Genomic DNA, 22,909 nt, shown 5'->3' on the forward strand with positions numbered 1-22,909 from the left:
ATCAGCACGGAGAATTTGGAATGCTTGAGGGAGCCGAGGTGCGGCTTGCCGTCGATATCGGTGGCACGTTCACCGACATCGTGCTGGACGTGGGGCAGGATCGCAAGACGCGCAAATTGCTGACGACGCCGCAGCGGCCCGAACAAGCGGTGCTCGATGGCATGCGGCTCATTCTCGCCGATGCGCGCGCCCATATCAGCGACATCGACGTCTTCATTCACGGCACGACGCTCGCGACCAACGCCATCATCGAGCGTCGCGGCGCCAAGACGGCGTTGATCGCGACGGAGGGCTTTCGCGACGTGCTCGATATCGGCACCGAGAGCCGCTACGACCAGTATGACCTCTCCATCGACAAGCCGAAGCCGCTGGCGCCGCGATCCCTGCGCTTCACCGTGCCCGAGCGTATCGACGCGCATGGCGCCGTCCGGCTCCCGCTGGACGAAGCGGCGGTGCGTGCGCTCGCGCCAAGATTGCGCGCGCTGAATGTCGAGAGCGTCGCGATCGCTTTCCTGCACTCCTACGCCAATCCCGAGCACGAGCGCCGCACGGCCGCGATCATCAGTGAGGAGATGCCCGGCATTTCCGTGACCGTATCGTCCGCGGTGTGCCCGGAGATCCGAGAATATGAGCGGACATCGACCGCGGTGGCCAACGCCTATGTGCAGCCGCTGATCGACGGCTATCTCGCCCGCATGTCCGACGCCTTGCAGGTCGAGCAGTACCGCGGCGCGATCTATCTCGTCACCTCCGGCGGCGGTGTCACCTCGATCGAGACGGCGCGGCGCTTTCCGGTGCGTCTCGTCGAATCCGGTCCTGCCGGTGGCGCCATTTTCGCGGCGCAGATCGCGGCGCGTCTCGGCGAGAGCAAGGTGCTGTCCTTCGACATGGGCGGCACCACGGCAAAGATCTGCCTGATCGAAAAATACCAGCCCGAGACCTCGCGTGTGTTCGAGGTCGATCGCGCAGCGCGGTTCCTGAAAGGTTCGGGTCTCCCGGTGCGGATTCCCGTGATCGAGATGGTGGAGATCGGCGCCGGCGGCGGCTCGATCGCCCATGTCGACGCGATGAAGCGCGTCACGGTCGGTCCCGAAAGTGCCTCGTCGGAGCCAGGGCCCGCCTGCTACGGCCGCGGCGGCCTGCGCCCGGCCGTGACGGATGCCGACGTTGCGCTCGGCATGATCGATCCCGACGATTTCGCGGGTGGCACGATCAAGCTCGACCCTGAACTCTCGAAGCAGGCGCTGCTGCGCGCCGTCGGCGAGCCGCTCGGCCTGTCGGCGGAGACTGCGGCGTATGCCGTGCACGAGGTCGTCTGCGAGAATATGGCGAGTGCGGCGCGCGTGCATGCGGTCGAGCGCGGTGAGATTGTCGGGCAGCACACGCTGATCGCCTTCGGCGGCGCGGCGCCGCTGCATGCAGCGCGCGTCGCCGAGAAGATCGGCGTCTCCCGCGTGATCGTCCCTTCCAATGCTGGCGTGGGTTCGGCGGTGGGCTTCCTTGCGGCTCCGATCGCGTACGAGCTGGTGCGCAGCCGTCATGTGCGGCTCGACGATTTCGACACCGATGGTGTTTCCGACCTGCTCCAGGAGATGGTGACCGAAGCGCGTGCGCTGGTCGAAACGGGGGCAGCAGGCGCGCCGGTGCGCGAGCGCCGCGCGGCCTTCATGCGCTATGTCGGCCAGGGCCATGAGATCTCGATCGAGTTGCCGAACCGGCGGTTGGCGACGGCCGATCTGGCCGGCCTACGCCAGAAGTTCGAGGCGGATTATGCGGCGATGTTCGAGCGGTCGATTCCGGGCGCCGCGATCGAGGTGTTGAGCTGGTCGGTGCTTGCGACGACCGAGGCGCGCAATCCGGCTATTGTCGCGGCCGTGACGCGCAAGCCCGCCGGGAAGGCGACCGGCAGCCGCAAGTTCTTCGACGGCCGGGCGGGAGAGGTGATCGAGATCCCGCTCTACCGCCGCGAGGACATGGCGCCGGGCGCGACGATTGCAGGTCCCGCGGTGATCGCGGAGGACGAGACCTCGACGTTCGTCTCCAACAGTTTTGATGCCCATATCGACGGTGCCGGCAGCATCGTCATGGAACGGAAGGCGGCCTGATCATGAGCAAGGCAAGCGGCGCGAGCCTGATCGACCTCCAGATCATGTGGCACCGGCTGATCGCCGTGGTCGAGGAGCAGGCGCAGGTGTTGCTCCGCACCGCCTTCAGCCCGATCGTGCGCGAATGCGGCGATCTCTCGGCCGGCGTGTTCGATCTCAAGGGGCGGATGCTGGCGCAGGCAGTGACCGGCACGCCCGGCCACGTCAATTCGATGGCGGAATCGGTCAAGCACTTCATCGCCCACTTTCCGATCGACACGATGAAGGAGGGCGACGCCTACATCACCAACGATCCCTGGATGGGCACCGGCCATCTCAACGATTTCGTCGTCACCACGCCCTGCTTCAAGGACGGCAAGCCGGTCGCGCTGTTTTCCTGCACCAGCCATCTCATGGACATCGGCGGCATCGGCTTCGGGCCCGACGCCACCGACGTGTTCATGGAGGGGCTCTACATTCCCATGCTGAAGCTGATCGACCAGGGCGTCGTCAACGAGACGCTGATGGCGATGATCCGTACCAACACGCGGCTGCCGATCGACACCGAGGGCGACACCTACTCGCTCGCCGGCTGCAACGATGTCGGCTGCGAGCGCCTGGTCGAGATGATGACCGAGTTCGGCATCGACTCGCTCGATGCGCTCGGCGACTACATCTGCGACCGCTCGCGCGAGGCCGTGCTGGCCGAGATCGCCAAGCTGCCGAAGGGCACCTGGCACAACACCATGGTGGTCGACGGCTATGACGCGCCGGTCTCGCTCGAGGCGACGCTGACGATCTCGGACGAAGGCATCCACGTCGATTTCGACGGCACCTCGGCCGCGTCGAGGTTCGGCATCAACGTGCCTCTGTCCTACACCATCGCCTACACCGTGTTCGGTCTCGGCTGCGTCGTCGCCTCGCAGATCCCGAACAATGCCGGCTCGCTCTCGCCACTGACGGTGTCGGCGCCCCCGGGCGCGATCCTCAATGCGCCGAAGCCGGCGCCGGTCGCCTCGCGTCACATCATCGGCCAGATGCTGCCTGATGTCGTGTTCGGCTGCCTGCGCCAGATCATTCCCGAGCGCGTGCCCGCGGAAGGCACCTCGTGCCTGTGGAATCTCAACGTGCGCGGACAGACCCGCTCGGGCGCCGGCGGCAATTACGGATTCTCGATGGCGGTGACCTCCAATGGCGGCACCGGCGCGCGCTTCGCGAAGGACGGACTGTCGGCGACCGCCTATCCCAGCGGCGTGCGGGGCACGCCGGTCGAGATCGCCGAGACGCAGACGCCGCTGATCTTCTGGCGCAAGGAGCTGCGTCCGGATTCGGGCGGGGCAGGGCGCACCCGCGGTGGCCTCGGCCAGATCATCGAAGTCGGCAGCGGCGTCGATGCGCCGTTCGACATTCTGGCGGCATTCGACCGCATCGATCATCCGCCACGTGGCCGGGATGGCGGCAAGAACGGCGAGGCCGGCTATGTCGGCCTGAAGTCCGGCAAGAAGCTGCGTGGAAAAGGCTTTCAGCAGGTACCGCCGGACGACCGGCTGGTGGTGCTGACGCCAGGCGGCGCCGGCATCGGCGATCCCCGGGAGCGCGCGCCGACAGCCGTCAACGACGACATTGAAAGCGGCCTCGTGTCTGCCGACAACGCGGTTGCAGTTTATGGGCATACGCGATGACGCTTTAGGCGTCGTGCGCGTAGCAAACGGAGGGGCTCAATGATCACGCGACGGAATTTTACAGCGGGCGCAGCGACACTGCTCGCAGCCGGCCACATCTCGACCCGCGCGCGCGCTGCGACGGTGAGCTGGGACATGTCGACGGTATGGCCCGACGGCAATTTCCACACTCAGAACGCGTTTGCCTTCGCGGAAGAGGTGAAGAAGCAGACGGGTGGCTCGGTCGCGATCACCGTGAAGGCCGGTGGCCAACTCGGCTTCAAGGGCCCCGAGCATCTGCGCGCCGTGCGCGACGGCCTGGTGCCGCTCGCCGACGTCCTCAACATCCAGCAGGTCGGCGACGAGCCCTTCATGGGCGTCGAGAGCATTCCCTTTCTCTGCGGCTCGATGGACGAATTGAAGGTGCTGCACAAATATGTGCGGCCCGAATACGAGAAGGTCGCCGCGCGCAACAACCAGAAGATCCTCTACATCGTGCCGTGGCCGACGCAATATCTGCACCTCAAGGTCAAGGTCGCCGATGTCGACGGCTTGAAGAACATCAAGATCCGCGTGCCCGACAAGAACGCCGTCGATATGCTGGCCGTGGTCGGCATGGCGCCGGTGATGATTCCCTGGGGCGAGACCATCCCGGCGCTGGCCTCCGGCGCGGTCTCCGGCGTCTCCACCTCGGCGGTGTCGGGCGTCGACGGTAAATTCTGGGAATTCCTGAAATACATCTACCCGACCAACCACGTCTGGTCCTCGCAGATGCTCACCGTCAACCTCGATTCCTGGAAGGCACTGAGCGCCGATCAGCAACAGCTCGTCGCGGGCATTGCCGCCAAGATGGAGCCGGGCTTCTGGGCGAACTCGCTCAAGGCGGATGTCGACAGCCTCAACCGGCTCAAGGAAGGCGGCATGGAGGTGGTACCGGTCTCGGAAGCGATGATCACGGATATTCGCGCCAAGACCGCGCCGCAGCTCGACGCTTTCGTCAAGCGCGTGCCGGCGGCCGACAAGCCGGTGCGGGCCTATCTCGCCGAAATGAAGCGCTGAGGACGGACCGTGGCCAGCGTTTCGCCCGCAGCTCCGCAGAGTCTCAACGCAGCGGCGCCGGCGCCGCTGCGCATCCTGCTCGACGGCATCGACCGTCTTGGCCGGTTGGACGGCTGGATTGGCGGCGGCTGCCTCTTGATGCTGACGCTGCTGATGCTGTGCGAGGTCGCCACGCGCTTCCTCTCGAACTTCCTGCCGTTCTTTCCGCCCACGATCTCGATCGCGTGGGAATATTCCTCTTATCTGATGGCGGCGTCCTTCACGTTCGGCGCCGCCATGACCCTGCGTGTCGGCGGCCATATCCGTGTCGTGCTGCTGCTGAAGAACGTCCCCGTCCCGTTTCAGCGCGCGATCGAAATCCTGTCGGCCGCCGCAGGCTTCGCCTTCATGGCCTTCCTGACATCATCGATGGCGAAGTTCGCCTTCGGCGCCTATGTGCGCGGCCAGGTTTCGACCTCGAGCGACACCCCGCTGTGGTTTCCGCAGGCCGTCGTCACCTTTGGCATGCTGCTGCTGACGCTGCAGTTCCTGGCGCGCGCGATCCAGGCCGTGCTCGGCCTGCCGCTGGAAGATCACCGCATGAAGGCCTCGCCCGTCGAATGATCGCCCACGCGCCAGCCAGCGGACACCGCATTTCATGACCATCGAAGTCGTTGCACTCTTTGCGATCCTGTTTGCGCTTCTGGCATGCGGCGTATGGATCGGCCTGACGCTTGCGCTCACTGCGACGCTGCTGCTGGCGATGTTCCGCTCGATCCCGCTCGACAAGCTGCTGCCGCAATACGCCTGGAACATCTTGACGACGCAGGAATTGCTGGCGTTGCCGCTGTTCATCCTGATGGGCGAGCTACTGTTTCGCACCCGTTTGTCACGTTCGCTGTTCCAGGGGCTCGCGCCCTGGGCAGGGCTTCTGCCGGGGCGTCTTCTGCATGTGAATGTGATCGGCTGCACCATCTTCGCGGCGATCTCCGGCTCGTCGGCGGCGACGACGCAGGTGATCGGCCGCATGTCGCTCAACGAGCTCACGCGCCGCGGCTATTCCCGCGACATCGCGATCGGCTCGCTCGCCGGCGCCGGCACGCTCGGCTTTTTGATCCCGCCATCCAACATCATGATCATCTATGGCGTGCTGGGCGACGTCTCTATTCTCAAGCTCTTTACCGCCGGCGTGCTGCCTGGCCTTCTGCTGGCGGCCACCTTCATGGGATGGGTGATGCTGCACACGACGTTCAACCGCACGCTGGTGCCGGAGTCCGAGGCAAAGCTCTCGCGGGTGCCGTGGCGCGAACGTTTTGCGGCGCTGAAGGACCTCGCGCCGGCGCTGTTCCTGATCGCCTGCGTGCTCGGCTCGATGTATGGCGGGCTGGCGACGCCGTCGGAAGCCGCCGCGGTCGGCGTGTTCGGCGCCGCGCTGGTCGCTTGGGCGCAGGGCTCGATGTCGCAGCAGGTGATGCGCGACGTGCTGATCGGCTCGATCGTGACCTGCTCGATGATCGCGCTGATCGTGCTCGGCGCCTCGATCCTCGGCAACGCCGCGGCCTTCCTCGGCATCCCGCAGGCCGTCGCCGCCTTCGTGAAGGGCTTGGGGCTATCGCCCTTCATGCTGATCGTGGTGCTGATTATCTTCTACCTGATCCTCGGCTGCTTCCTCGACGGCTTCTCGATGATCGTGATGACGCTGCCGATCGTGCTGCCGATCGTGAAGGGTGCGGGCTTCGACGAGATCTGGTTCGGCATCTTCCTCGTGCTCGCCGTCGAGATGGCCCAGATCACGCCGCCGGTTGGCTTCAACCTGTTCGTGATCCAGGGCTTGACCGACGACGGCCTCGGCTACATCGCGCGCGTCACGATGCCCTATCTCCTCATCATGGTCGGCTTCGTGCTGCTGCTGACGCTCTGGCCCGGCATCGTCACGATCCTCCCGCGCGTGCTGTACGGGTAAATTCTTCCTCCGGCCTTGGCGCTATCGCGTCCGCCCGCAGCAGTCTGAGACTGCGAGGCCAAACGAACCGGACAGCGCAACTGACGTTTGTGATCCGCGCCGCGCGTCAAATTCGCGCCGTGCGCGTGTTCCATCTTTGCGCTCCTCGTCATCCGGCGTACGCTGCCGGAGCGAGGATAAGCACAACTGCAACCAGTCCAAAGACGTAGCACCTTTTGGCGATGTCCGCCGAGAGAGATCGAGAGCCGTTGGCGGCTCGTATGCGATGGAGAAGAACCGACAGATAGTGGACCGCAACATCCCTCGCGGCGGCGTCTGTGAGACGCAAGTTAAACAAACATAAAGCGGGAGGAACGGATGAAGAAGCGTTGGTGTAAGTCTGGTCTACCTCTTATTGCCGGCGCGACGCTGATGGTGTCGTCGGCCTTGGCCCAATCTGTGGATACTGCGCGGATCGAGAATGGCGGTCAGAACGATTGGCTGACCTATCACGGTTCATACAAGTCCTATCACTACAGCCCGCTGGCGCAGATCAATGCAAATAATATCGGCAATCTGAACGTTGCCTGGACCCATATTCCAGGACGCTCGACCCGCGGCCTGCAATCGATGCCCCTCGCGGCGGATGGCGTGCTCTATTACTCGGGTTCTTACAGCCGGGTTTTTGCGCTCAACGGCGCGACAGGCGAGGTGATCTGGTCCCATTTTCCGGAGCTGGACGAAGCCCTGATCTCCCGTCAGACCCATTCCCCCTACAATCGCGGCGTAGCGCTCGGCGAGGGCAAGGTTTTCGTCGGCACCATGGACGGCAGGGTTCTTGGCCTGGATATGAAGTCGGGGAAGGTCCTCTGGGAAACGAGGCTGATCGACTCCCAGAAGCTCACGGTCGGTTTCACCGGTGCACCGCTTTACGCGAAGGGTACGGTGATCATCGGAGCGCAAGGCGGTGAATGGCCGGGCCGCGGCCCGATCTTCGGCCTGGATGCCACCACCGGAAAGAAGAAGTGGGAGTTCTTGACCGTCGCCGGCACCGACGAGGCCATGAAGACGTGGGGAAACGATTCCTGGCGCACGGGCGGTGGCGGTGGCTGGATGCCGGGCACTTACGATTCCGAGACCAACACGATCCTGTGGGGCACCGCAAACCCGGCGCCGCTCTACGATTGGTCGGGCGCCGATTACAAGACGCAAGGCGCGCGTCCCGGCGACAATCTGTACACGAGTTCGGTGATCGGTCTCGACGTCGATACCGGCAGGCTGAAATTCCATCATCAGGAATTGCCGCACGATGCCTGGGACTTCGACAGCGCGGTCGGCGAGTTTGTGATGCTCGAACGCGACGGTCAGAAGTTCGTGGTTCACCCGAACAAAGGCGGTTTCGTCTTTGTCTATGACCGCAATCTCGCCGTGAAGAATGTCTGGCGGCTCGTTGAGAACATCAATTTCGTCAAGGATATCGATCCCAAGACCGGTGCCTTGATCGGCCGTCGCGACTTCAGCGCCGGGAAGGTCACCGAACCGCCGCTGTGCCCCTTCATTGGCGGCGGCGTCAGCTGGAACGCCGGCTCCTACAACCCGAAGACCGGCCTGTACTACAAGATCGGCCAGGAATGGTGCATGACGCTCGACGTCCAGAAGACGACGCCGGTTACAGCGCCCCAGGTCCAGCTCAACATCGGCGCCGATTTCAAGATGGTACCCCCTCCGGGCGGAGAGATTTATGGACATCTCGACGCGCGCGACCCCATCACCGGCGCCAAGAAGTGGGAGGTTCGCTATCCCGAGCCGCCGCTCGGAAGTGTGCTGTCGACTGCGGGCAATCTCGTATTCGTGCCCGACTCCCGCGGGATCCTTCATGCCTACGATGCCGAAACCGGGGCCGAGCTGTGGAGTCACAACAACGGCACCGGCCACCAGGGCGGCATCGTCAGCTATTCCGTCAATGGCAAGCAGTACATTGCCGTGGCCGCTGGCTTTGGCGGCATGCTGGCAGACGAATACGCGCCAAACTTCGGCGGCGTCTACAAGAGCATGCCGCGTGATGACGGGGCGCTCGTCGTCTTCAGCTTGAAATAGATCATCGCAGATTGCCGGGGAGCAGGCGTAAGCTTGCTTCCCGCGCATTGGAATTTCCGGGCGTGCTTCAGGACATCGTGCTTCAGGATATGGAGCTGGACACCTTGAACTTGCATTTGAAGAAGATCACCGTGCTGCTATCGGCGGTGCTGGGTGCCTCGTCGCTGTATGCCGCACCGGTTCAGGCGCAGTCTGCCGCTCCCGTACCCGACAACGGGACGTTCGACGTCGAGCAGTTATTCGCAGGGACTTGCGGCTTTTGTCACTCCGCTGGCGGCCGGGCTGCCGGCAAAGGACCGCAGCTGATGAATTCGCCGCGCGACGACGACTATCTGCACAGCCGTATCAAAAACGGCAAGTCTGGTGCGATGCCGGCATTCGGCGGGGCCTTCACCGACGCGCAGATCGACCAGATCGTCAAATACATCCGCGCCCTGAAGCCGCGCGAGGGCTGAATGGACCAGCCGATGTCGATACGAGAACGCGGAATGAAGACAGTTCTCCCGCTTGTGGTCGGCGCCGTGATCGGATTGCTGAATCCTGCGCAGGGGCGGACCCTGGACGCGATCCGCGCGTCCGGAGTGCTCGGATTATGCGCCCATCCGAACTCGCTTCCGTTCGCAAGCAAGGCCGCCGATCCTCCCGGCTTTCAGATTGAATTGGGCCAGGCGCTGGCACACGAGCTCGGGGTGTCGCTGCGGCTCGACTGGATCATCACCCAGTACCAGATGCGGAGCGCCGGATGCGACATCGTTCTGGATGTCATCGCCGACCGCGAAGCGCAGGGTGAAACCCGCCTGAGAATCTCAAAACCGTATTATCGCACGGGCGTCGCGCTCGCCGTCCCCTCATCCAGCGCGCTCGCCTCGTTCCAGAGCCTCAACGAGCATACCAAGGTCGGCGTGCAGGTCGGATCCGTCGCTGCCATGATCATCAGTCAAAGGCACGTCCCGACGTCGACTTTCGGCTTCGAGAGCGACAGCCTCGATGCCTTGTCAAACCATGAGATCGATGCCGCTGCGGTCACACCCACTGCGGCGAGTTATTTCAATCTGACGCATCCGGACAAGGCATTTCGTATCCTGGATCGCGACGAGTCCGTAGCCGATCTCAACTGGAATGTCGCGGTCGGCATGGTCCGTCCGGATGATGCATTGCGCGACACCATCGATGGAGCGGTTGAACGGCTGCGAAACGACGGCACGATCGATCGAATATACGGCCGCTACGGGGTCGTAGTGCAGATGCCAAAATAGCCAATTGTTCCGGGCGCGTCAGTCGCGCTGTTTAACCCGTCGCGCCGGCCGAATTGTCCGGAACGACGGGTTATTTCGAATGTCGCTTACGCCGCGGCCTTCTTCCGCGCCTGCTCGGCCTTGTACAGCTCGAACTCTTCCGCGATCGCGCGTGCGACCGACGGGCGTTGACGCAGGCGTTCGTAATAGGCCTTCACGTTCGGCCATTTGGCGAGCTCGATCGGCGGCGTCGCCATGGTCCAGTTGATGACCGTGACGAGGTAGGCGTCCGCGACGCTGAAATGGTCGAGCAGGAAGTCGCGCCCCTTCAGGTAATTGTCGAGATAGGCCAGCCGCGACAGGTTCTTCTCCAGCGCATAGGCTTTCGTCTCCTGCGGCGCCTTGCGGTCGAGCACCGGGATGAACAGGCCCTTGTGCAGTTCGGTGCCGATGAAGCAGAGCCATTGATGCAGCCGCGTGCGATCGATGCCCGCTGCGGCGCCGAGGCCCGATTGCGGGAAGCGGTCGGCGATATATTGCAGGATCGCGGCGTTCTCGGTCAGCACCACGCCCTCGTCGGTGCGCAGCGTCGGCACCAGGCCGATCGGATTCACGGTCCGAAAATCAGTGCCGTCGCTCAGCACTGTCTTGGTCGGCGGATCGACTTCGAGATAATTCGCTTCGGCGCCCGCTTCATACAGCGCGACGCGGCTCGCCATCGAACAGGCGAGGGGCGAGAAATAAAGATCCATCTTGAGCCTCCTTGGGCAATTCTTCGATGTGACTTTGGAGTGTCGCTCAACCCGGCCAGATTGATTTTTGTACTGTCTTGCATATTATAGAGGCGGTCAAGGATTAAATTGCGAAATGGTACAAAAATCGAAGCCGCCAACTGCTGCCACGGAGCCCAAACGCCGGGGCCGTCCGCGCGCCTATGAGCCCGATGTCGCGCTCGGCAAGGCGCTCGACCTGTTCCGCACGCAGGGTTTTGCCGCGACCTCGCTCGACGATCTCAGCGAAGCCACGGGCATGAATCGCCCGAGCCTCTATGGCGCCTTCGGCGACAAGCGCGAGCTCTATATCAAGAGCTATCAGCGCTACCGCGAGGAAGCGCGCGCATCGATGGTGGAGATCTTTCGCCAGGAGATGCCCGTGCGCCGGCGGCTGGAGCGCATCTTCGCCTCCGCGCTGAACATCTATCTCTCCGGCGAGACCGGTCCGCGCGGCTGCTTCACCGTGGTCACGGCGGCCTCCGAAGCGGTCGGCGATCCCGACATCCGGGCCATGGTGCTCGATGGCCTCAACGAGCTCGACAAGGCATTTGCAAGTTGCTTCCGCCGCGCCAAGGAGAAAGGCGAGTTGCCCGACAGCGCCGATCCCGCTGTGCTGGCGCAGCTCGCATCCGCAACCGTGCACTCAATTGCCATCCGCTCCCGCGCGCGTGTGTCGCGGAAGGAGCTCGAGGCGATTGTGAAGGGGGCGATCGACCTGATGGTGGGAGGAAAGAGCTAGGCGGTTGCGTGGCGCGAGCTATCTCCCAAACGTCGTCCTGGCGAAAGCCAGGACCCATAGCCACCGAATTTGGTTTGGCGAAGATTCGGAGTTGCCGCCGTCGCGACGCAGCTCCTCCCTGGTACGGGGCCTGGCTTTCGCCAGGACGACACTGAATTTGTAGCCCGCTACGCTGCGCGAATATGCGCCAGAAAACGGTCCACCTCGTCGCGCAGCCGCTGCGATTGTTTCGACAGCTCGATCGCCGAGCCCAGGACTTCCTCGGCCGCAGTTCCCGTCGCGGCGATGCCGGCGGTGACGCCCGCGATGTTTTGCGAGACCTCGCCGGTGCGGGCGGCTGCCTGCTGGACGTTCTGCGCAATCTCCTGCGTCGCGGTGCCTTGCTGGCCGACGGCGGCGGCAATCGCGGCGGAGATCTCGTCGACTTCCTGGATCGTGGCGCAGATTGATTGGATGCCGTCTACTGCGCCGGTAGTCTCGCCTTGTACCGCCGTCACCTGCGCGCCGATCTCCTCGGTCGCCTTGGCGGTCTGGGTTGCCAGCGCCTTCACCTCGGAGGCGACCACAGCAAAGCCGCGGCCGGCTTCCCCCGCGCGCGCCGCCTCGATCGTCGCATTGAGTGCCAGCAGATTGGTTTGCTGGGCAATGCCGCTGATGAAGGAGACGACGTCGCCGATTTTCTGCGCGGCGTCGGCCAGACTCTGCACACGCTCATTCGACCGTCGTCCGTCGCTCGCAGCTTTGCCGACCACCGAGGTCGCGTGCGCAAGGCGCCGGCTGATCTCGGTCATAGACGACGACAGCTCTTCCGCGGCGGCAGCAACCGTCTGCACATTCTCGGAGGCGAGCGCCGAGGCCGACGACACCGTGCCGGTCTGCTGGCGCGACCGCTCGACGATATCGGACATCGAGCGCGCCGTGTTCTCCATCTCGACCGCGGCCGAGGACACCGTGGTGACGACGTCGCGGATGCTGGCTTCGAAATTGTCGGCGAGCGCGGCGAACGCGCGCCGTTTCTCCGCTTCGGATTGCGCCTTGGTGTCGGCCTGTTCGGTCTGGAGCCGGTTGAAGTTGAGGGCGTTGTCGCGGAACACCGCGACAGCCTTGACCATCGCGCCGACCTCGTCGTTCGCCTTGCTGACGGGGACGGTGACATCGAGGTGTCCGTCTGCCAGCTCGCGCATCACGGTGGTGATGGAGATGATCGGACGCGAGATGCTGCGGGCGATGAGATAGCCGACGATGGCGGCGAGCACGAGCCCGAGCGCGGCGATGCCGAATGCCAGCAGCCAGGCACGGTCGGCAGAGGCCACATAGTCGGCATTGTCCATCACCAGTTCGACCGCGCCGAGGGACTTGCCGGAAAAATCCCTGATCGGTCCGAGCAGCGCGGCCACCGGCGTGGTGTCGAGCTTGGCCTGCCGCATCGTGAAGTCGCCGCCGGCGGCGCGGCCGTAATCGGCCGCGTCGAAGAAACTCTTGCCCTTCAGCGTGCCGCCGAACAGCTTGAAGCCGCCGCCGTCCGCGAGATGGAAGGCGATGTCGACATGGCGGTTGCTCTTGAAGTCGTCCAGAAAGGACTGGCCGAAGGTCAGGCCAAACTCGACTGAGCCGAGATGCTTGCCGCCTTGCGCGATCGGCACCACGCCGCGGATGCCGAGCCCGGCCAATCCGCCCTCGAGCCCGACCACGACCTTGTGCTCCTGGTTGGCGATGATCACGGTTTTGCGGAAGCCTGAGAGGTCGTCGCCAAATTTAGCAGGCTGGTGCACGCGCAGGAACGAGGTCGCGGGTGCCACGTGGAACTGGAACTGTTCGACGCCGTACTCCGATTTGGTCGCGGCAAACACCGGCCCGAACAGGCCGACCAGGACGTTGCGATCCTGTTTGGCCATCGCGTCCTGCGTCGCTGGTATTGCGGCGACGACGGCGCTCATGGCGGCGGCGCGGCGGGACTCCTCGGCGATGCGCGATTGCAGGGCATCGTAATGGCTGCGCAGCTCGCGCTGGTCGGCGCGGTCGATGATCCCCGCGATGATCCACATCGCCCCGAGCACCGCAAACAGCGCGGTCGCGGCTGCCGTCACCGCCAGCGCAACCGTGATCCGCATCCTGAGGCCGAGCGTGAAGCGCATGTCCGACTCGTTCGTTGAGCGTTGATTAATAACGCCTATCAACTTCTCGCTAAGAGAGGGTGAACGGGATACCGGCCGGTGATCAGTGGTTTTACGGGCCCGGGTGGCCCGTGAGGTCTCAATACCCCCGCGTCCGGTCCACCACGTTCTCCAGCACACCACCCGCCTCGAACCGCGCGATCTGCTCGGCGACATAGGCCGAGATCGCATCGGCGTCGGTGTCGGCGGCGTTGTGGGGCGTCAGCAACACCTTGGGATGGGTCCAGAACCGGCTATCCGCCGGCTGCGGTTCCTGCACGAAGACGTCGAGCGAGGCGGCGCCCAGCGTGCCGTCGTCGAGGCAAGAAAGGATGTCGGCTTCGTTCTGCAGGCCGCCGCGGCCGGCGTTGATCAGCACGGGCGCACCGAGTGGGCTTTTGCGGTTGAGCTTGGTGAAGACGTCGCGGTTGAGGATGCCATGCGTATCAGGCGTCAGCGGTAACAGGCTGACGAGAATATCGGTCGTGCGCAGGAATGCGTCGATCTGCGCGGCGCCGCGGAAGCATTCGACACCCGCGATGTTGCGCGGGCTGCGGCTCCAGCCGGCGACGCGGAAACCAAGCCGCCGCAGCACATCGGCCGCATCAGCGCCGAGCGTGCCCAGTCCCATGACACCGACAGTGACGGCGCTCGCCGGCCATTGATATGTCGGCTCCCAGCGCTTTTCGCGCTGCGACTGGCGCAGATAAAGCTCCTGGCGGTGGTGCATCAGCACGTGCTGCACGACGTATTCGGTCATGCGGCCGGTCAGATCGGGCACGGCGACACGCACCAGCGGCACGTTCGGAAGGCTCTTGTCCGCCATCAGCGCATCGACGCCGGCGCCCAGATTGAAGATCGCACGCAGATTGGGGAAAGAGCCGAGGTCGCCCGGCACCGGCTTCCACACCGCGGCATAGTGCACCTCGGCCGGATCGAGCCCGGCATCGGGCAGCAGCACCACGCGGCGGCCGCCGCTGACCGCGTCGAACCGGGCCTTCCAGCGCTCCGGCAGCCAGTTCTGCTGCGTGCTGTTGATCAGGACGGCCAGTGTGCCCACGGTCATTCGAAGTGCCTCTTGAGGTTCCGCTTTTGAAGGCCCTCCTTGGCACGATCTGCCGGATTTTTCTTGCAATTTTTTTCCGCAGCCGTGTCGGGGCAAGGCATACTGGATCGTCTTCAAAACAAGCGCTCAGAGAAGGTACTGCCCATGCTTTATGCGATCCTTTGCTATCACGACGAGGACTTCGTCGGCTCCTGGAGCAAGGACCAGGATGAGGCCGTGATGAAGAAGCTCGCCGTGGTGCAGGAAGGTCTCGCGAAGCAGGGCAGGCTCGGCCCCGTGGCGCGGCTGCTGCCGACCACTGCGGCAGCGACGCTGCGCAAGGAGGACCCGCCGCTGGTGCTCGACGGCCCTTACGCGGAGACCAAGGAGCAGTTACTCGGCTTCTATATCGTCGATTGCAAGAACCTCGACGAGGCGCTCGACGTTGCGCGCGACCTCGGATCGGCCAATCCCGGCGGCGCCTATGAAGTGCGGCCCGTGGGCGTGTTCAGGCCCGGAGGGAATCTGAAATGAGCGAGGCCGATACCGCCTGGATCGAGACCGCGCTGACCTCGGCGCGCCCCCAGGCGGTCGGCGCGCTGCTGCGCTATTTCCGCGATCTCGACACCGCCGAGGAGGCTTTTCAGAACGCCTGCTTGCGCGCGCTGAAAACCTGGCCGCAGAACGGGCCGCCGCGCGATCCCGCGGCCTGGCTGATCATGGTCGGTCGCAACGTTGCCATCGACGAGGTGCGCCGCACCCGCAAGCAGCAGCCGCTGCCGGAGGACGACCAGGCGATCTCCGATCTCGACGACGCCGAGGGCGCGCTCGCCGAGCGGCTCGACGGCTCGCACTATCGCGACGACATTTTGCGGCTGATGTTCATCTGCTGCCATCCAGGGCTGCCGGCGACGCAGCAGATCGCGCTGGCGCTCCGCATCGTCTGCGGCCTGACGGTGAAGCAGATCGCGCGCGCCTTCCTGGTGTCGGACGCGGCGATGGAGCAGCGCATCACGCGCGCCAAGGCCAAGGTCGCGGAGGCCGGGACGCCGTTCGAAACGCCGGGCGCGGTCGAGCGCTCGGAGCGGCTCGCCGGTGTCGCCGCGATGATCTATTTGATCTTCAACGAGGGCTATTCGGCGAGCGGCGACACCGCCGAAATCAGAAAGCCGCTGTGCGAGGAAGCGATCCGGCTGGCGCGGCTGCTGCTGCGGCTGTTCCAGAGCGAGCCGGAGATCATGGGGCTCACGGCGCTCATCTTATTGCAGCATGCGCGCAGCGCCTCGCGCTTCGCCGCGGATGGCTCGCTGATCCTGCTGGACGACCAGGATCGTTCGCTGTGGAACGGCACCATGATCGCGGAAGGCCTCGCACTGATCGACAAGGCGATACGTCATCGCCGCAGCGGGCCCTACCAGATCCAGGCCGCGATCGCCGCGCTGCATGCCCGCGCGTCGACGCCTGAGGAGACCGACTGGGCGCAGATCGACCTGCTCTATGGTGCGCTGGAGGTGGTGCAGCCCTCGCCGGTGGTGACGCTCAACCGCGCGGTCGCGGTTTCCAAGGTGCGCGGACCGCAAGCCGCGCTCGACCTGATCGAGCCGCTGGCGCCAAAGCTTGCCAACTACTTCCACTTCTACGGCGTGCGCGGCGCCTTCCTGATGCAGCTCGGCCACAACGACGAAGCCCGCATCGCTTTCGACCGCGCCATCGCCCTCGCCAACACGTCCGCAGAAGCCGCCCACATCCGCATGCATCTCGATCGCCTGATCAGGGACAGCCAGCCCAAGGGCGCAAATGGCGGCGCCAGGCAAGACGCCAAGGTCAAGGCGCCAAGGTGACGTAGGGAGCGCCTGCTTCGGGCAGAGCAAAATTTCCGCTTCGCTTGTCGGACCCGGCCCCCTCCCTTCGTCCTAGGAGCGTATCCAGGGAGCCATTCATGCTGAGAGCCATTGCCGTCATCGTCCTCCTGTTCGCAGTCGGAATCGTGGGGGTGCTCGTCTTCGCCCTGACGAAGCCCGACACATTCCGCGTCGAACGCAGCCTCGCCGTCAAAGCGCCGGCCAATGCGGTCTATCCCTTGGTCGCCGATTTCCATCGCTGGACGGCCTGGTCCCCTACGAGGGCCGCGATCCCGCCATGAAGCGCAGCTTCGGCGGAACTACGGAAGGAAGGGGCGCGACCTATGCCTGGGACGGCAACAACAATGTCGGCGCCGGCCATATGGAGATCCTCGAGGCGAGTGCGCCGTCAAAACTCCGCATCAAGCTCGATTTCGAGCGGCCTTTCGAAGGCCACAACACCGCCGAGTTCACCTTTGTGCCGCAAGGCGATGCCACACTGGTCACGTGGGCGATGTCCGGTCCGGCCCCGTTCCTGTCCAAGATCATGCAGGTGTTCATCAACATGGACACCATGATCGGCAACGATTTCGAGGCCGGCTTGGCCAGCCTGAAGAAGCTCACCGAGAAGTAGCGCCGTCACCCCGAATGAAAGCAAAGGAGAGAAACGATGCTCAATCCCTATCTGTTCTATCAGGACACCTGCGAAGCGGCATTCAATTATTACGCCAAGGTGCTCGGTGGCAAGATCGACGCCATGATGCGTTCGTCGGACGCACCGCCGGACATGGCGGCGGCGGCCGGCCGCGAGAAGACGATCATGCATGCGCGGATGTCGCTGCCCGACGGCACCGTGCTGATGGGGTCCGATGTACCGGGCGAGCATTTTCACAAGCCGCAGGGCTTCTCGATCTCGCTGACGGTCGCGGACCCCGCGGAGGGCGAGCGCAAGTTCAACGCGCTCGCCGATGGCGGTGCCGTCACCATGCCCTTCAGCAAGACGTTCTGGGCCAAGGGTTTTGGCATGTGCGTCGACAAGTTCGGCATTCCCTGGATGGTGAACTGCCCGGCCGAGGGAATGTGACAGGCGCGATCGTTTGACGCGCCAGGCGGCGATCCCCTCTCCCCGACGATGCGGAGAGGGGCGCGCATGAGACGTTGCGTCATGTGCCGATCAACTGTGCGCCGCTCTCAGCGGATCGATCCGGTCACGTCATTGCTCGGTGGTTGGGAGGAGGGAACGCAGCGCGGACAGATCACGAGCTTGGTCCCGAGCTGCCTGTCATTCTCCGCTTCGATTTCGTCGTGGATTGCCCACCACGCCGCGGAGTACGGGCGCAAGGTGCCGAGGACTCTCTCCCGCTCCTGATTCGGATCGCTCGCCGCGGGAGCTTGGGTCGCCACGCGACGCTTGATGACGGAGGGACGGTTCGGATCCTGACCGAGGCCGTCCCATGCGATCGGACGGCGTTCCTGCGCAGGCGCGACCGCGCATCCCATGAGCGTTGCGCAAAAAGTGAGCAAGACAAAGCCGTGTCGCATCATGCCGGACCCTTGGGTGTTGTATGCGACGCGCCAAGTCCGCTTGCCGAAGCCTGCGTCGCACCGCTCAAATGGAACCTAAGGGAAACGCCTGGCCGACACGGCCGAATATGAATTTTGGTGTCGCACCACATTGCGAGAGCAGTGAGGCCGCTTCGTGAAATGATGCGGACCGCATCGCACAACAACTGGCGCAATATTAGGCTGTGAACTCCGGGACAGAATCGTTATTTATTTCGTCATAAAATTTTAAAAACTGGGGCGGGCGTACTTGGAAGGGGAGCGACCGATGGCGGCGGCGCTGCAGATCAACTTTGCACTTTGGGGTATGCTCATCTGCGCGAGCATGGAATTGACCCAGCTGATCCAGAGTTTTTACTAGACCTCACGAAGCAGGTGACCGGCGCGATTTGGCGGGCGCTTGCGTCCGCTGATCATTACCGGCAGCGCGGATAGATCGCGGCGAGGTCGCGTCCCTTCAGCAGAAGCAACCGCGACGAGAGACCGCCGCGGCGGCTGATCCAGTCGCGCACCGGGCCGGGATAGGCCGCAAGCACCGCGTCGGATGCTTCCGGCTCGGCGTAGAAGCGTCCGCGCCGATCGACCGATCGCGCCGCATGAAAGCCGAGCACGGCACGCTTGGTCACACAAATCCGCTCGCCCGGCACGATGCTCAGCACCAGCGTGCAGGCGGACAGGCAGGGACCGTCGATCACCACGCGCTCGCCGCTCTCGCGCACCTTCTCGAACAAATCCAGGAACGGCCCGACCTGTCCACCGGGCGACTGGATGATGCGGATTTCGGCCACGGCAGGCGTGGCGGCGAGCAGCGCGGATGCGAGCATCAAGGCCTTGAGGAAGGTGACGCGTCGCATGAAGCCTCCGCGAATTCGAGTCCGTAGGATAGGCCGACGAGAAGAGGTAGGTAACGCTTCGCTAGGCCAACCTACGCCGTGTCTATCCGTTCCGCCGTTCGCCGCGCAGCGTCGGCAGGCCTATGCCCGCCGCATCGAAGCCGCCATCGACGGCCAAAATTTGGCCGGTGATGTAGCTCGATCGTTCCGAGCACAGGAAGTAGATGGCTTCGGCGAGTTCCTCTTCCAGGCCGTAGCGATTGAGCGGGATGGCGTCGTGATAGTCGGCGCGGATCTCCCTGGTGTGCACCTGCTTCGCCATCGCGGTATCGACCGGCCCCGGCGCGACCGCGTTGACGCGGATGTTGAGGGACGCGAGCTCGACCGCGAGCTGCTTGGTAAGGTGCGCGAGGCCGGCCTTGCTGGTGCCGTAGGCCGAGCGCAGCGTCGAGGCGCGCACCGCCGAGATCGAGGTGATGTTGACGATGGCGCCGCCATTGCCGTCGCGCATCAGCGGCACCGCCGCCTTGGTGCAGAGGAACGGGCCGGTGAGGTTGACCTCGAGCACGCGTCGCCAATCGGTCTCCGACGTCTCCATCAGCGGCGCGAACACGGCAATGCCGGCATTATTGACGAGCGCGTCGAGCCGGCCAAACCGCTGTTCGACCGTCGTCATCGCGGCGGCAACCGCGGCAGCGTCCGAGACGTCGCAGGTCAACGCCAGCGTGGCCTCGTCCCGGCCGATCTCGGCGACCGCGCGGCCGAGCAGCTCGCCCTCGATGTCGAGCAATGCCACCCGCCAGCCCTCGGTCAAAAACTTCTTCGCGGTCGCAAGCCCGATGCCACGCGCGGCTCCGGTGACGAGGGCAACGCGGTGCGGGGTAGGGGGCATTGGCTGATCGTCCTTATGAAAGATTGGTCGCGCGAGCGCGAGCCTCTTTTACTTCGCTTTCGTTCCGACGAGGAAGGTCTTAACTCGAAGGCACGATGTCGGGACGGTCCTCGATGGATCGTCTTCCAGGGGATCATTGCCAGGGAGACCCGGAATGTCCAACGATCACGAGCGCCGGATTCGAGACCTTTTCGCCGCATATCTCGCCAACGACCGGCAACGGGTCGCCGACGCGTTAGCCGACGATTTCCGCTTCACCAGCCCGTTCGACGATGACCTCGACAAGGCGGCCTATTTCGAGCGTTGCTGGAGGGACACCGGCTGGATTGCGCGGCACGACATCGAGCGGATTTTCGTCCAAGGCGACGAGGCCTTCGTCACCTATCTCTGCTTGGCGACAGATGGCAGGAGCTTTCGCAATACCGAGTTCTTCACCTTTGCCGGCGGCAAGGTCCGCCGCATCGACGTCTATTTCGGCGCTGCCCGGCAGGACGGGCGGTTCCTGCCGCAGGCGCGCTAGCGCCAGCCAATTAATCTCCAGAATAATTTTCGTCACCTGTCGGTTTCGTCAAGGTTCCTTCGTCTTGGAGGTGAGGGCGGGCGGCCCGGGCCGTCGCTCCCGTCCAACCGGAGTGGCGCCTCGCCGCGCAACCCGAACGACAAAAGCACGCAAGGAATGCTCATGCGATTCATGATGCTGATGATCCCGCTCGGCTACGAGACCGCGGCGCCCGACGTTCAACTCGATCCCGAGCGGGTCGCTGCGATGATGCGCTACAACGAGGCGCTGAAGGACGCCGGCGTGCTGATCACGCTCGACGGCCTGCACCCGCCCTCGATGGGCGCGCGCGTCTCGTTTGCGGCCGGCAAGCCCATCGTGACCGATGGTCCGTTCGCCGAGGCCAAGGAGGTCCTGGGCGGCTACTGGATGATCGAGGTTGCCTCGCGTGCCGAGGCGATCGCCTGGGCCAAGCGGTGTCCGGCCGCACCGAACGAAATCATCGAGATCCGTCAGGTGCAGGAGATGAGCGACTTTCCGCCTGACGTGCAGGAGGCCGCCGCCGGTTTCGGCGACCTCAAGAAATAGCCGCAGCTTCGTCCATCCATCATCAAGGGAGAGAACCGATGAGCACTGATACCTATCTCGCCGTTTTCCTCGGCAGCAAGACCAGCTCCAAATGGGCCGCATGGGATGCGATGCCCGAGGCCGAGCGCAAGGCGAAGGAGCAGGAGGGCATGGCGGCCTGGAAGGGCTGGGTTGAAAAGCACCAGGGCGCGATCCAGGCCATGGGCGGGCCGCTCGGCAAGACCAAGAAGGTCGACGGCAAGGGCCTCGCCGACATCGCCAACGAGATGGGCGCCTTCACCGTGGTGCGCGCGGCGTCCCATGAAGCCGCGGCGAAGATGTTCGAGAACCACCCGCACTTCGCGATCTTCCCCGGCGAACGCGTCGAGATCATGCCGGTGCTGCCAATCCCGGGTAGCTAGGACTTCGGCCGCGCCGGACCCGGAAGAATACGGCCGATCAAACCCGTCGCCGCTAGTGACCTTCATCCCCAGCTCATGTAAAGGTCGTTCACATGAGCTGGCGCAAGGAGACGCGCCGCGCCGAGCGCGGCTATCACCACGGCAATCTGAAGGAAGCCCTGTTGCAGGCCGCCCTTGGATTGATCGCCGAGAAGGGCGCGGCCGGCTTCACCTTTGCCGATGCCGCGCGCATGGCCGGCGTCAGCGCCGCGGCACCGTACCGGCATTTTCGCGACCGTGAAGAACTGCTGTCCTCGATCGCGCAGCGTGGCTTCGAGCAGTTCGAAGCGCGCCTGACCGCGGCCTGGGACGACGGACGGCCCGACACCGTCACGGCGTTCGAGCGTGTCGGCAGGGCCTATCTGGCCTTCGCCCGCGACGAGCCCGCGTTCTACAACGCGATGTTCGAATCGGGCGTGCCGGTGGATTCCAATCCGGCGCTCCAGGCCGCCAGCGAGCGTGCTTTCAACATCATTCGTGCCGCGGCGGAGCGGCTTGCCGCGCTGGCGCCGCCGGGCACGCCGCGGCCTCCGGCGATGATGATGGCGCTGCACATCTGGTCGATGGCGCATGGCGTGGCCTCGCTGTTCTCCCGCGGCGATGCTGCGCGTCGAAAGCTGCCGATGTCGCCGGACGAGCTGCTCGAAGCCGAGGTGCTGATCTATCTGCGCGGTCTCGGCTTCCCGACCGATCGCCGTCCCCCGGCGAAAAGCGTCGAGCCGCCGCCGGTGCCACCGGAGGCATCCTCCGGTTCGGGCGTGCCCCCCGGTGGTCCCTGGGGCAAGCCGAAATAAAGTTACCCAAATATTCCCCCGCCCTGTCAGGCGGTCGGCTTGACAAAATCGCGGGATGATCTACCTATGTAAATGTTATTTACATTCACAACGGCGCCGATGCCGTCATGGAGAGGGAAATGGCCTACACCGCTGATGTCAATCGATGGCGCGGCCCTTCGGACCAACACTACGAGCGCCCCCACATGCTCAATACGCCCTGGCATCCCGGCTGGATCGCCGTGACCATCCTCGGCTTCATCATCTGGTGGCCGATCGGACTTGCCCTTCTCTTTTTCACACTCGGGAGCAGAAGAATGTCGTGCTGGAGCAACCAGGATCGCTGGCAGAACAAGATGGAGCGGATGCAGTACAAGATGGACCGTATGCGCGGCCGCATGGAGCGCCACGGTTTCGGCTTTGGCTTCGGCCCGCCCTCGAGCGGCAACCGCGCCTTCGACGAGTACCGCACCGAGACATTGCAGCGGCTGGAGGAAGAGCAGGTCGAGTTCAAGAACTTCCTCGACCGTCTGCGTCACGCCAAGGACAAGGAAGAGTTCGACCAGTTCATGGCGCAACACAAGACGCGCCCGACCCCGCCGCCGACCGACCAGCAGCAAGGTTGATCTCAAGGTTGATCTCGGGACTGACGCCTCTCAAAGCCGTCAGGCGCATGCCCCCAAAGTCCTGATGGCCCCGAGCCGCCCGCCTGC

Annotated in this window: 23 protein-coding genes and 1 pseudogene; 18 read left to right on the plus strand and 6 right to left on the minus strand. The window is 64.3% G+C overall.

Going from position 1 to position 22,909, the window contains the following annotated elements; all coding sequences use genetic code 11:
* The first annotated feature begins 20 nt into the window (after positions 1-20).
* The 8 genes from AC0L3U_RS27675 to AC0L3U_RS27710 all read left to right on the plus strand — a co-directional run bounded on the left by AC0L3U_RS27675 (position 21) and on the right by AC0L3U_RS27710 (position 10,078).
* Entirely contained in the window at positions 21-2,105 is a 2,085-nt protein-coding gene (locus AC0L3U_RS27675) for a hydantoinase/oxoprolinase family protein (RefSeq protein ID WP_473363948.1), read from the plus strand.
* A gap of 2 nt (positions 2,106-2,107) precedes the next feature.
* Positions 2,108-3,766, plus strand: a complete 1,659-nt coding sequence (locus AC0L3U_RS27680; protein WP_473363949.1) for a hydantoinase B/oxoprolinase family protein — start codon at positions 2,108-2,110, stop codon at positions 3,764-3,766.
* Between the two features lie 39 nt (positions 3,767-3,805).
* Positions 3,806-4,804, plus strand: a complete 999-nt coding sequence (locus AC0L3U_RS27685) for a TRAP transporter substrate-binding protein (protein ID WP_473347510.1) — start codon at positions 3,806-3,808, stop codon at positions 4,802-4,804.
* A gap of 9 nt (positions 4,805-4,813) precedes the next feature.
* Positions 4,814-5,407, plus strand: a complete 594-nt coding sequence (locus AC0L3U_RS27690) for a TRAP transporter small permease subunit (protein ID WP_473363950.1) — start codon at positions 4,814-4,816, stop codon at positions 5,405-5,407.
* A gap of 34 nt (positions 5,408-5,441) precedes the next feature.
* A complete protein-coding gene (locus AC0L3U_RS27695; RefSeq protein WP_473363951.1) occupies positions 5,442-6,746 on the plus strand; it encodes a TRAP transporter large permease in 1,305 nt (434 codons plus the stop codon).
* 357 nt (positions 6,747-7,103) lie between these two features.
* Positions 7,104-8,822: an outer membrane protein assembly factor BamB family protein gene (locus AC0L3U_RS27700; RefSeq protein WP_473363952.1), complete on the plus strand. Its 1,719-nt coding sequence runs from the start codon at positions 7,104-7,106 to the stop codon at positions 8,820-8,822.
* Between the two features lie 62 nt (positions 8,823-8,884).
* Positions 8,885-9,277 (plus strand): c-type cytochrome, encoded by a 393-nt coding sequence (locus AC0L3U_RS27705; RefSeq protein ID WP_473363953.1) that lies wholly within the window; start codon positions 8,885-8,887, stop codon positions 9,275-9,277.
* Positions 9,278-9,310: 33 nt separating this feature from the next.
* Entirely contained in the window at positions 9,311-10,078 is a 768-nt protein-coding gene (locus AC0L3U_RS27710; protein WP_473363954.1) for a substrate-binding periplasmic protein, read from the plus strand.
* An 86-nt stretch (positions 10,079-10,164) separates the two neighbouring features.
* Here the strand turns inward: AC0L3U_RS27710 and AC0L3U_RS27715 are convergent, their stop codons facing one another.
* Entirely contained in the window at positions 10,165-10,809 is a 645-nt protein-coding gene (locus tag AC0L3U_RS27715; RefSeq protein ID WP_473363955.1) for a glutathione binding-like protein, read from the minus strand.
* Positions 10,810-10,924: 115 nt separating this feature from the next.
* On the opposite strand from AC0L3U_RS27715, the gene AC0L3U_RS27720 reads away from it, so the two are divergent.
* A complete protein-coding gene (locus AC0L3U_RS27720; protein ID WP_473363956.1) occupies positions 10,925-11,569 on the plus strand; it encodes a TetR/AcrR family transcriptional regulator in 645 nt (214 codons plus the stop codon).
* A gap of 167 nt (positions 11,570-11,736) precedes the next feature.
* Here the strand turns inward: AC0L3U_RS27720 and AC0L3U_RS27725 are convergent, their stop codons facing one another.
* Both AC0L3U_RS27725 and AC0L3U_RS27730 read right to left on the minus strand, forming a co-directional pair.
* A complete protein-coding gene (locus tag AC0L3U_RS27725) occupies positions 11,737-13,704 on the minus strand; it encodes a methyl-accepting chemotaxis protein (protein WP_473363957.1) in 1,968 nt (655 codons plus the stop codon).
* Between the two features lie 118 nt (positions 13,705-13,822).
* Positions 13,823-14,788: a 2-hydroxyacid dehydrogenase gene (locus AC0L3U_RS27730; protein ID WP_473363958.1), complete on the minus strand. Its 966-nt coding sequence runs from the start codon at positions 14,786-14,788 to the stop codon at positions 13,823-13,825.
* 144 nt (positions 14,789-14,932) lie between these two features.
* Here AC0L3U_RS27730 and AC0L3U_RS27735 point away from each other — a divergent pair, with 144 nt between their 5' ends.
* The 4 genes and pseudogenes from AC0L3U_RS27735 to AC0L3U_RS27750 all read left to right on the plus strand — a co-directional run bounded on the left by AC0L3U_RS27735 (position 14,933) and on the right by AC0L3U_RS27750 (position 17,692).
* Positions 14,933-15,301, plus strand: a complete 369-nt coding sequence (locus tag AC0L3U_RS27735; RefSeq protein ID WP_027520026.1) for a YciI family protein — start codon at positions 14,933-14,935, stop codon at positions 15,299-15,301.
* Positions 15,298-16,608 (plus strand): RNA polymerase sigma factor, encoded by a 1,311-nt coding sequence (locus AC0L3U_RS27740; protein WP_473363959.1) that lies wholly within the window; start codon positions 15,298-15,300, stop codon positions 16,606-16,608. Before AC0L3U_RS27735 ends, AC0L3U_RS27740 begins: the two co-directional genes overlap by 4 nt.
* 98 nt (positions 16,609-16,706) lie before the next feature.
* Positions 16,707-17,242: pseudogene (locus tag AC0L3U_RS27745) on the plus strand (SRPBCC family protein).
* 36 nt (positions 17,243-17,278) lie between these two features.
* Positions 17,279-17,692 carry a VOC family protein gene (locus AC0L3U_RS27750; RefSeq protein WP_473363960.1) on the plus strand — a complete coding sequence of 138 codons (414 nt, stop codon included), beginning with the start codon at positions 17,279-17,281 and terminating at the stop codon, positions 17,690-17,692.
* 107 nt (positions 17,693-17,799) lie between these two features.
* Here the strand turns inward: AC0L3U_RS27750 and AC0L3U_RS27755 are convergent, their stop codons facing one another.
* From AC0L3U_RS27755 to AC0L3U_RS27765, 3 genes are all read right to left on the minus strand, one after another.
* Positions 17,800-18,153, minus strand: a complete 354-nt coding sequence (locus AC0L3U_RS27755) for a hypothetical protein (protein WP_473363961.1) — start codon at positions 18,151-18,153, stop codon at positions 17,800-17,802.
* A gap of 434 nt (positions 18,154-18,587) precedes the next feature.
* A complete protein-coding gene (locus AC0L3U_RS27760) occupies positions 18,588-19,025 on the minus strand; it encodes a hypothetical protein (protein WP_473363962.1) in 438 nt (145 codons plus the stop codon).
* A gap of 82 nt (positions 19,026-19,107) precedes the next feature.
* Positions 19,108-19,896 carry an SDR family NAD(P)-dependent oxidoreductase gene (locus tag AC0L3U_RS27765; RefSeq protein ID WP_456768015.1) on the minus strand — a complete coding sequence of 263 codons (789 nt, stop codon included), beginning with the start codon at positions 19,894-19,896 and terminating at the stop codon, positions 19,108-19,110.
* Positions 19,897-20,050: 154 nt separating this feature from the next.
* On the opposite strand from AC0L3U_RS27765, the gene AC0L3U_RS27770 reads away from it, so the two are divergent.
* The 5 genes from AC0L3U_RS27770 to AC0L3U_RS27790 all read left to right on the plus strand — a co-directional run bounded on the left by AC0L3U_RS27770 (position 20,051) and on the right by AC0L3U_RS27790 (position 22,822).
* Entirely contained in the window at positions 20,051-20,416 is a 366-nt protein-coding gene (locus AC0L3U_RS27770; RefSeq protein WP_473293837.1) for a nuclear transport factor 2 family protein, read from the plus strand.
* 162 nt (positions 20,417-20,578) lie between these two features.
* Positions 20,579-20,983 carry a YciI family protein gene (locus AC0L3U_RS27775; protein WP_027570332.1) on the plus strand — a complete coding sequence of 135 codons (405 nt, stop codon included), beginning with the start codon at positions 20,579-20,581 and terminating at the stop codon, positions 20,981-20,983.
* Between the two features lie 38 nt (positions 20,984-21,021).
* Positions 21,022-21,384, plus strand: a complete 363-nt coding sequence (locus tag AC0L3U_RS27780) for a hypothetical protein (protein WP_473363963.1) — start codon at positions 21,022-21,024, stop codon at positions 21,382-21,384.
* A 92-nt stretch (positions 21,385-21,476) separates the two neighbouring features.
* On the plus strand, positions 21,477-22,217 hold the full coding sequence (locus AC0L3U_RS27785) for a TetR/AcrR family transcriptional regulator (RefSeq protein WP_473363964.1): 741 nt from the start codon (positions 21,477-21,479) through the stop codon (positions 22,215-22,217).
* A gap of 119 nt (positions 22,218-22,336) precedes the next feature.
* The gene (locus tag AC0L3U_RS27790) at positions 22,337-22,822 is read left to right on the plus strand and encodes a DUF2852 domain-containing protein (RefSeq protein ID WP_007596323.1); all 486 of its coding nucleotides are present in this window, start codon (positions 22,337-22,339) and stop codon (positions 22,820-22,822) included.
* Positions 22,823-22,909 lie beyond the last annotated feature (87 nt).

The organism is Bradyrhizobium sp. Kon69 (genome assembly GCF_055807515.1).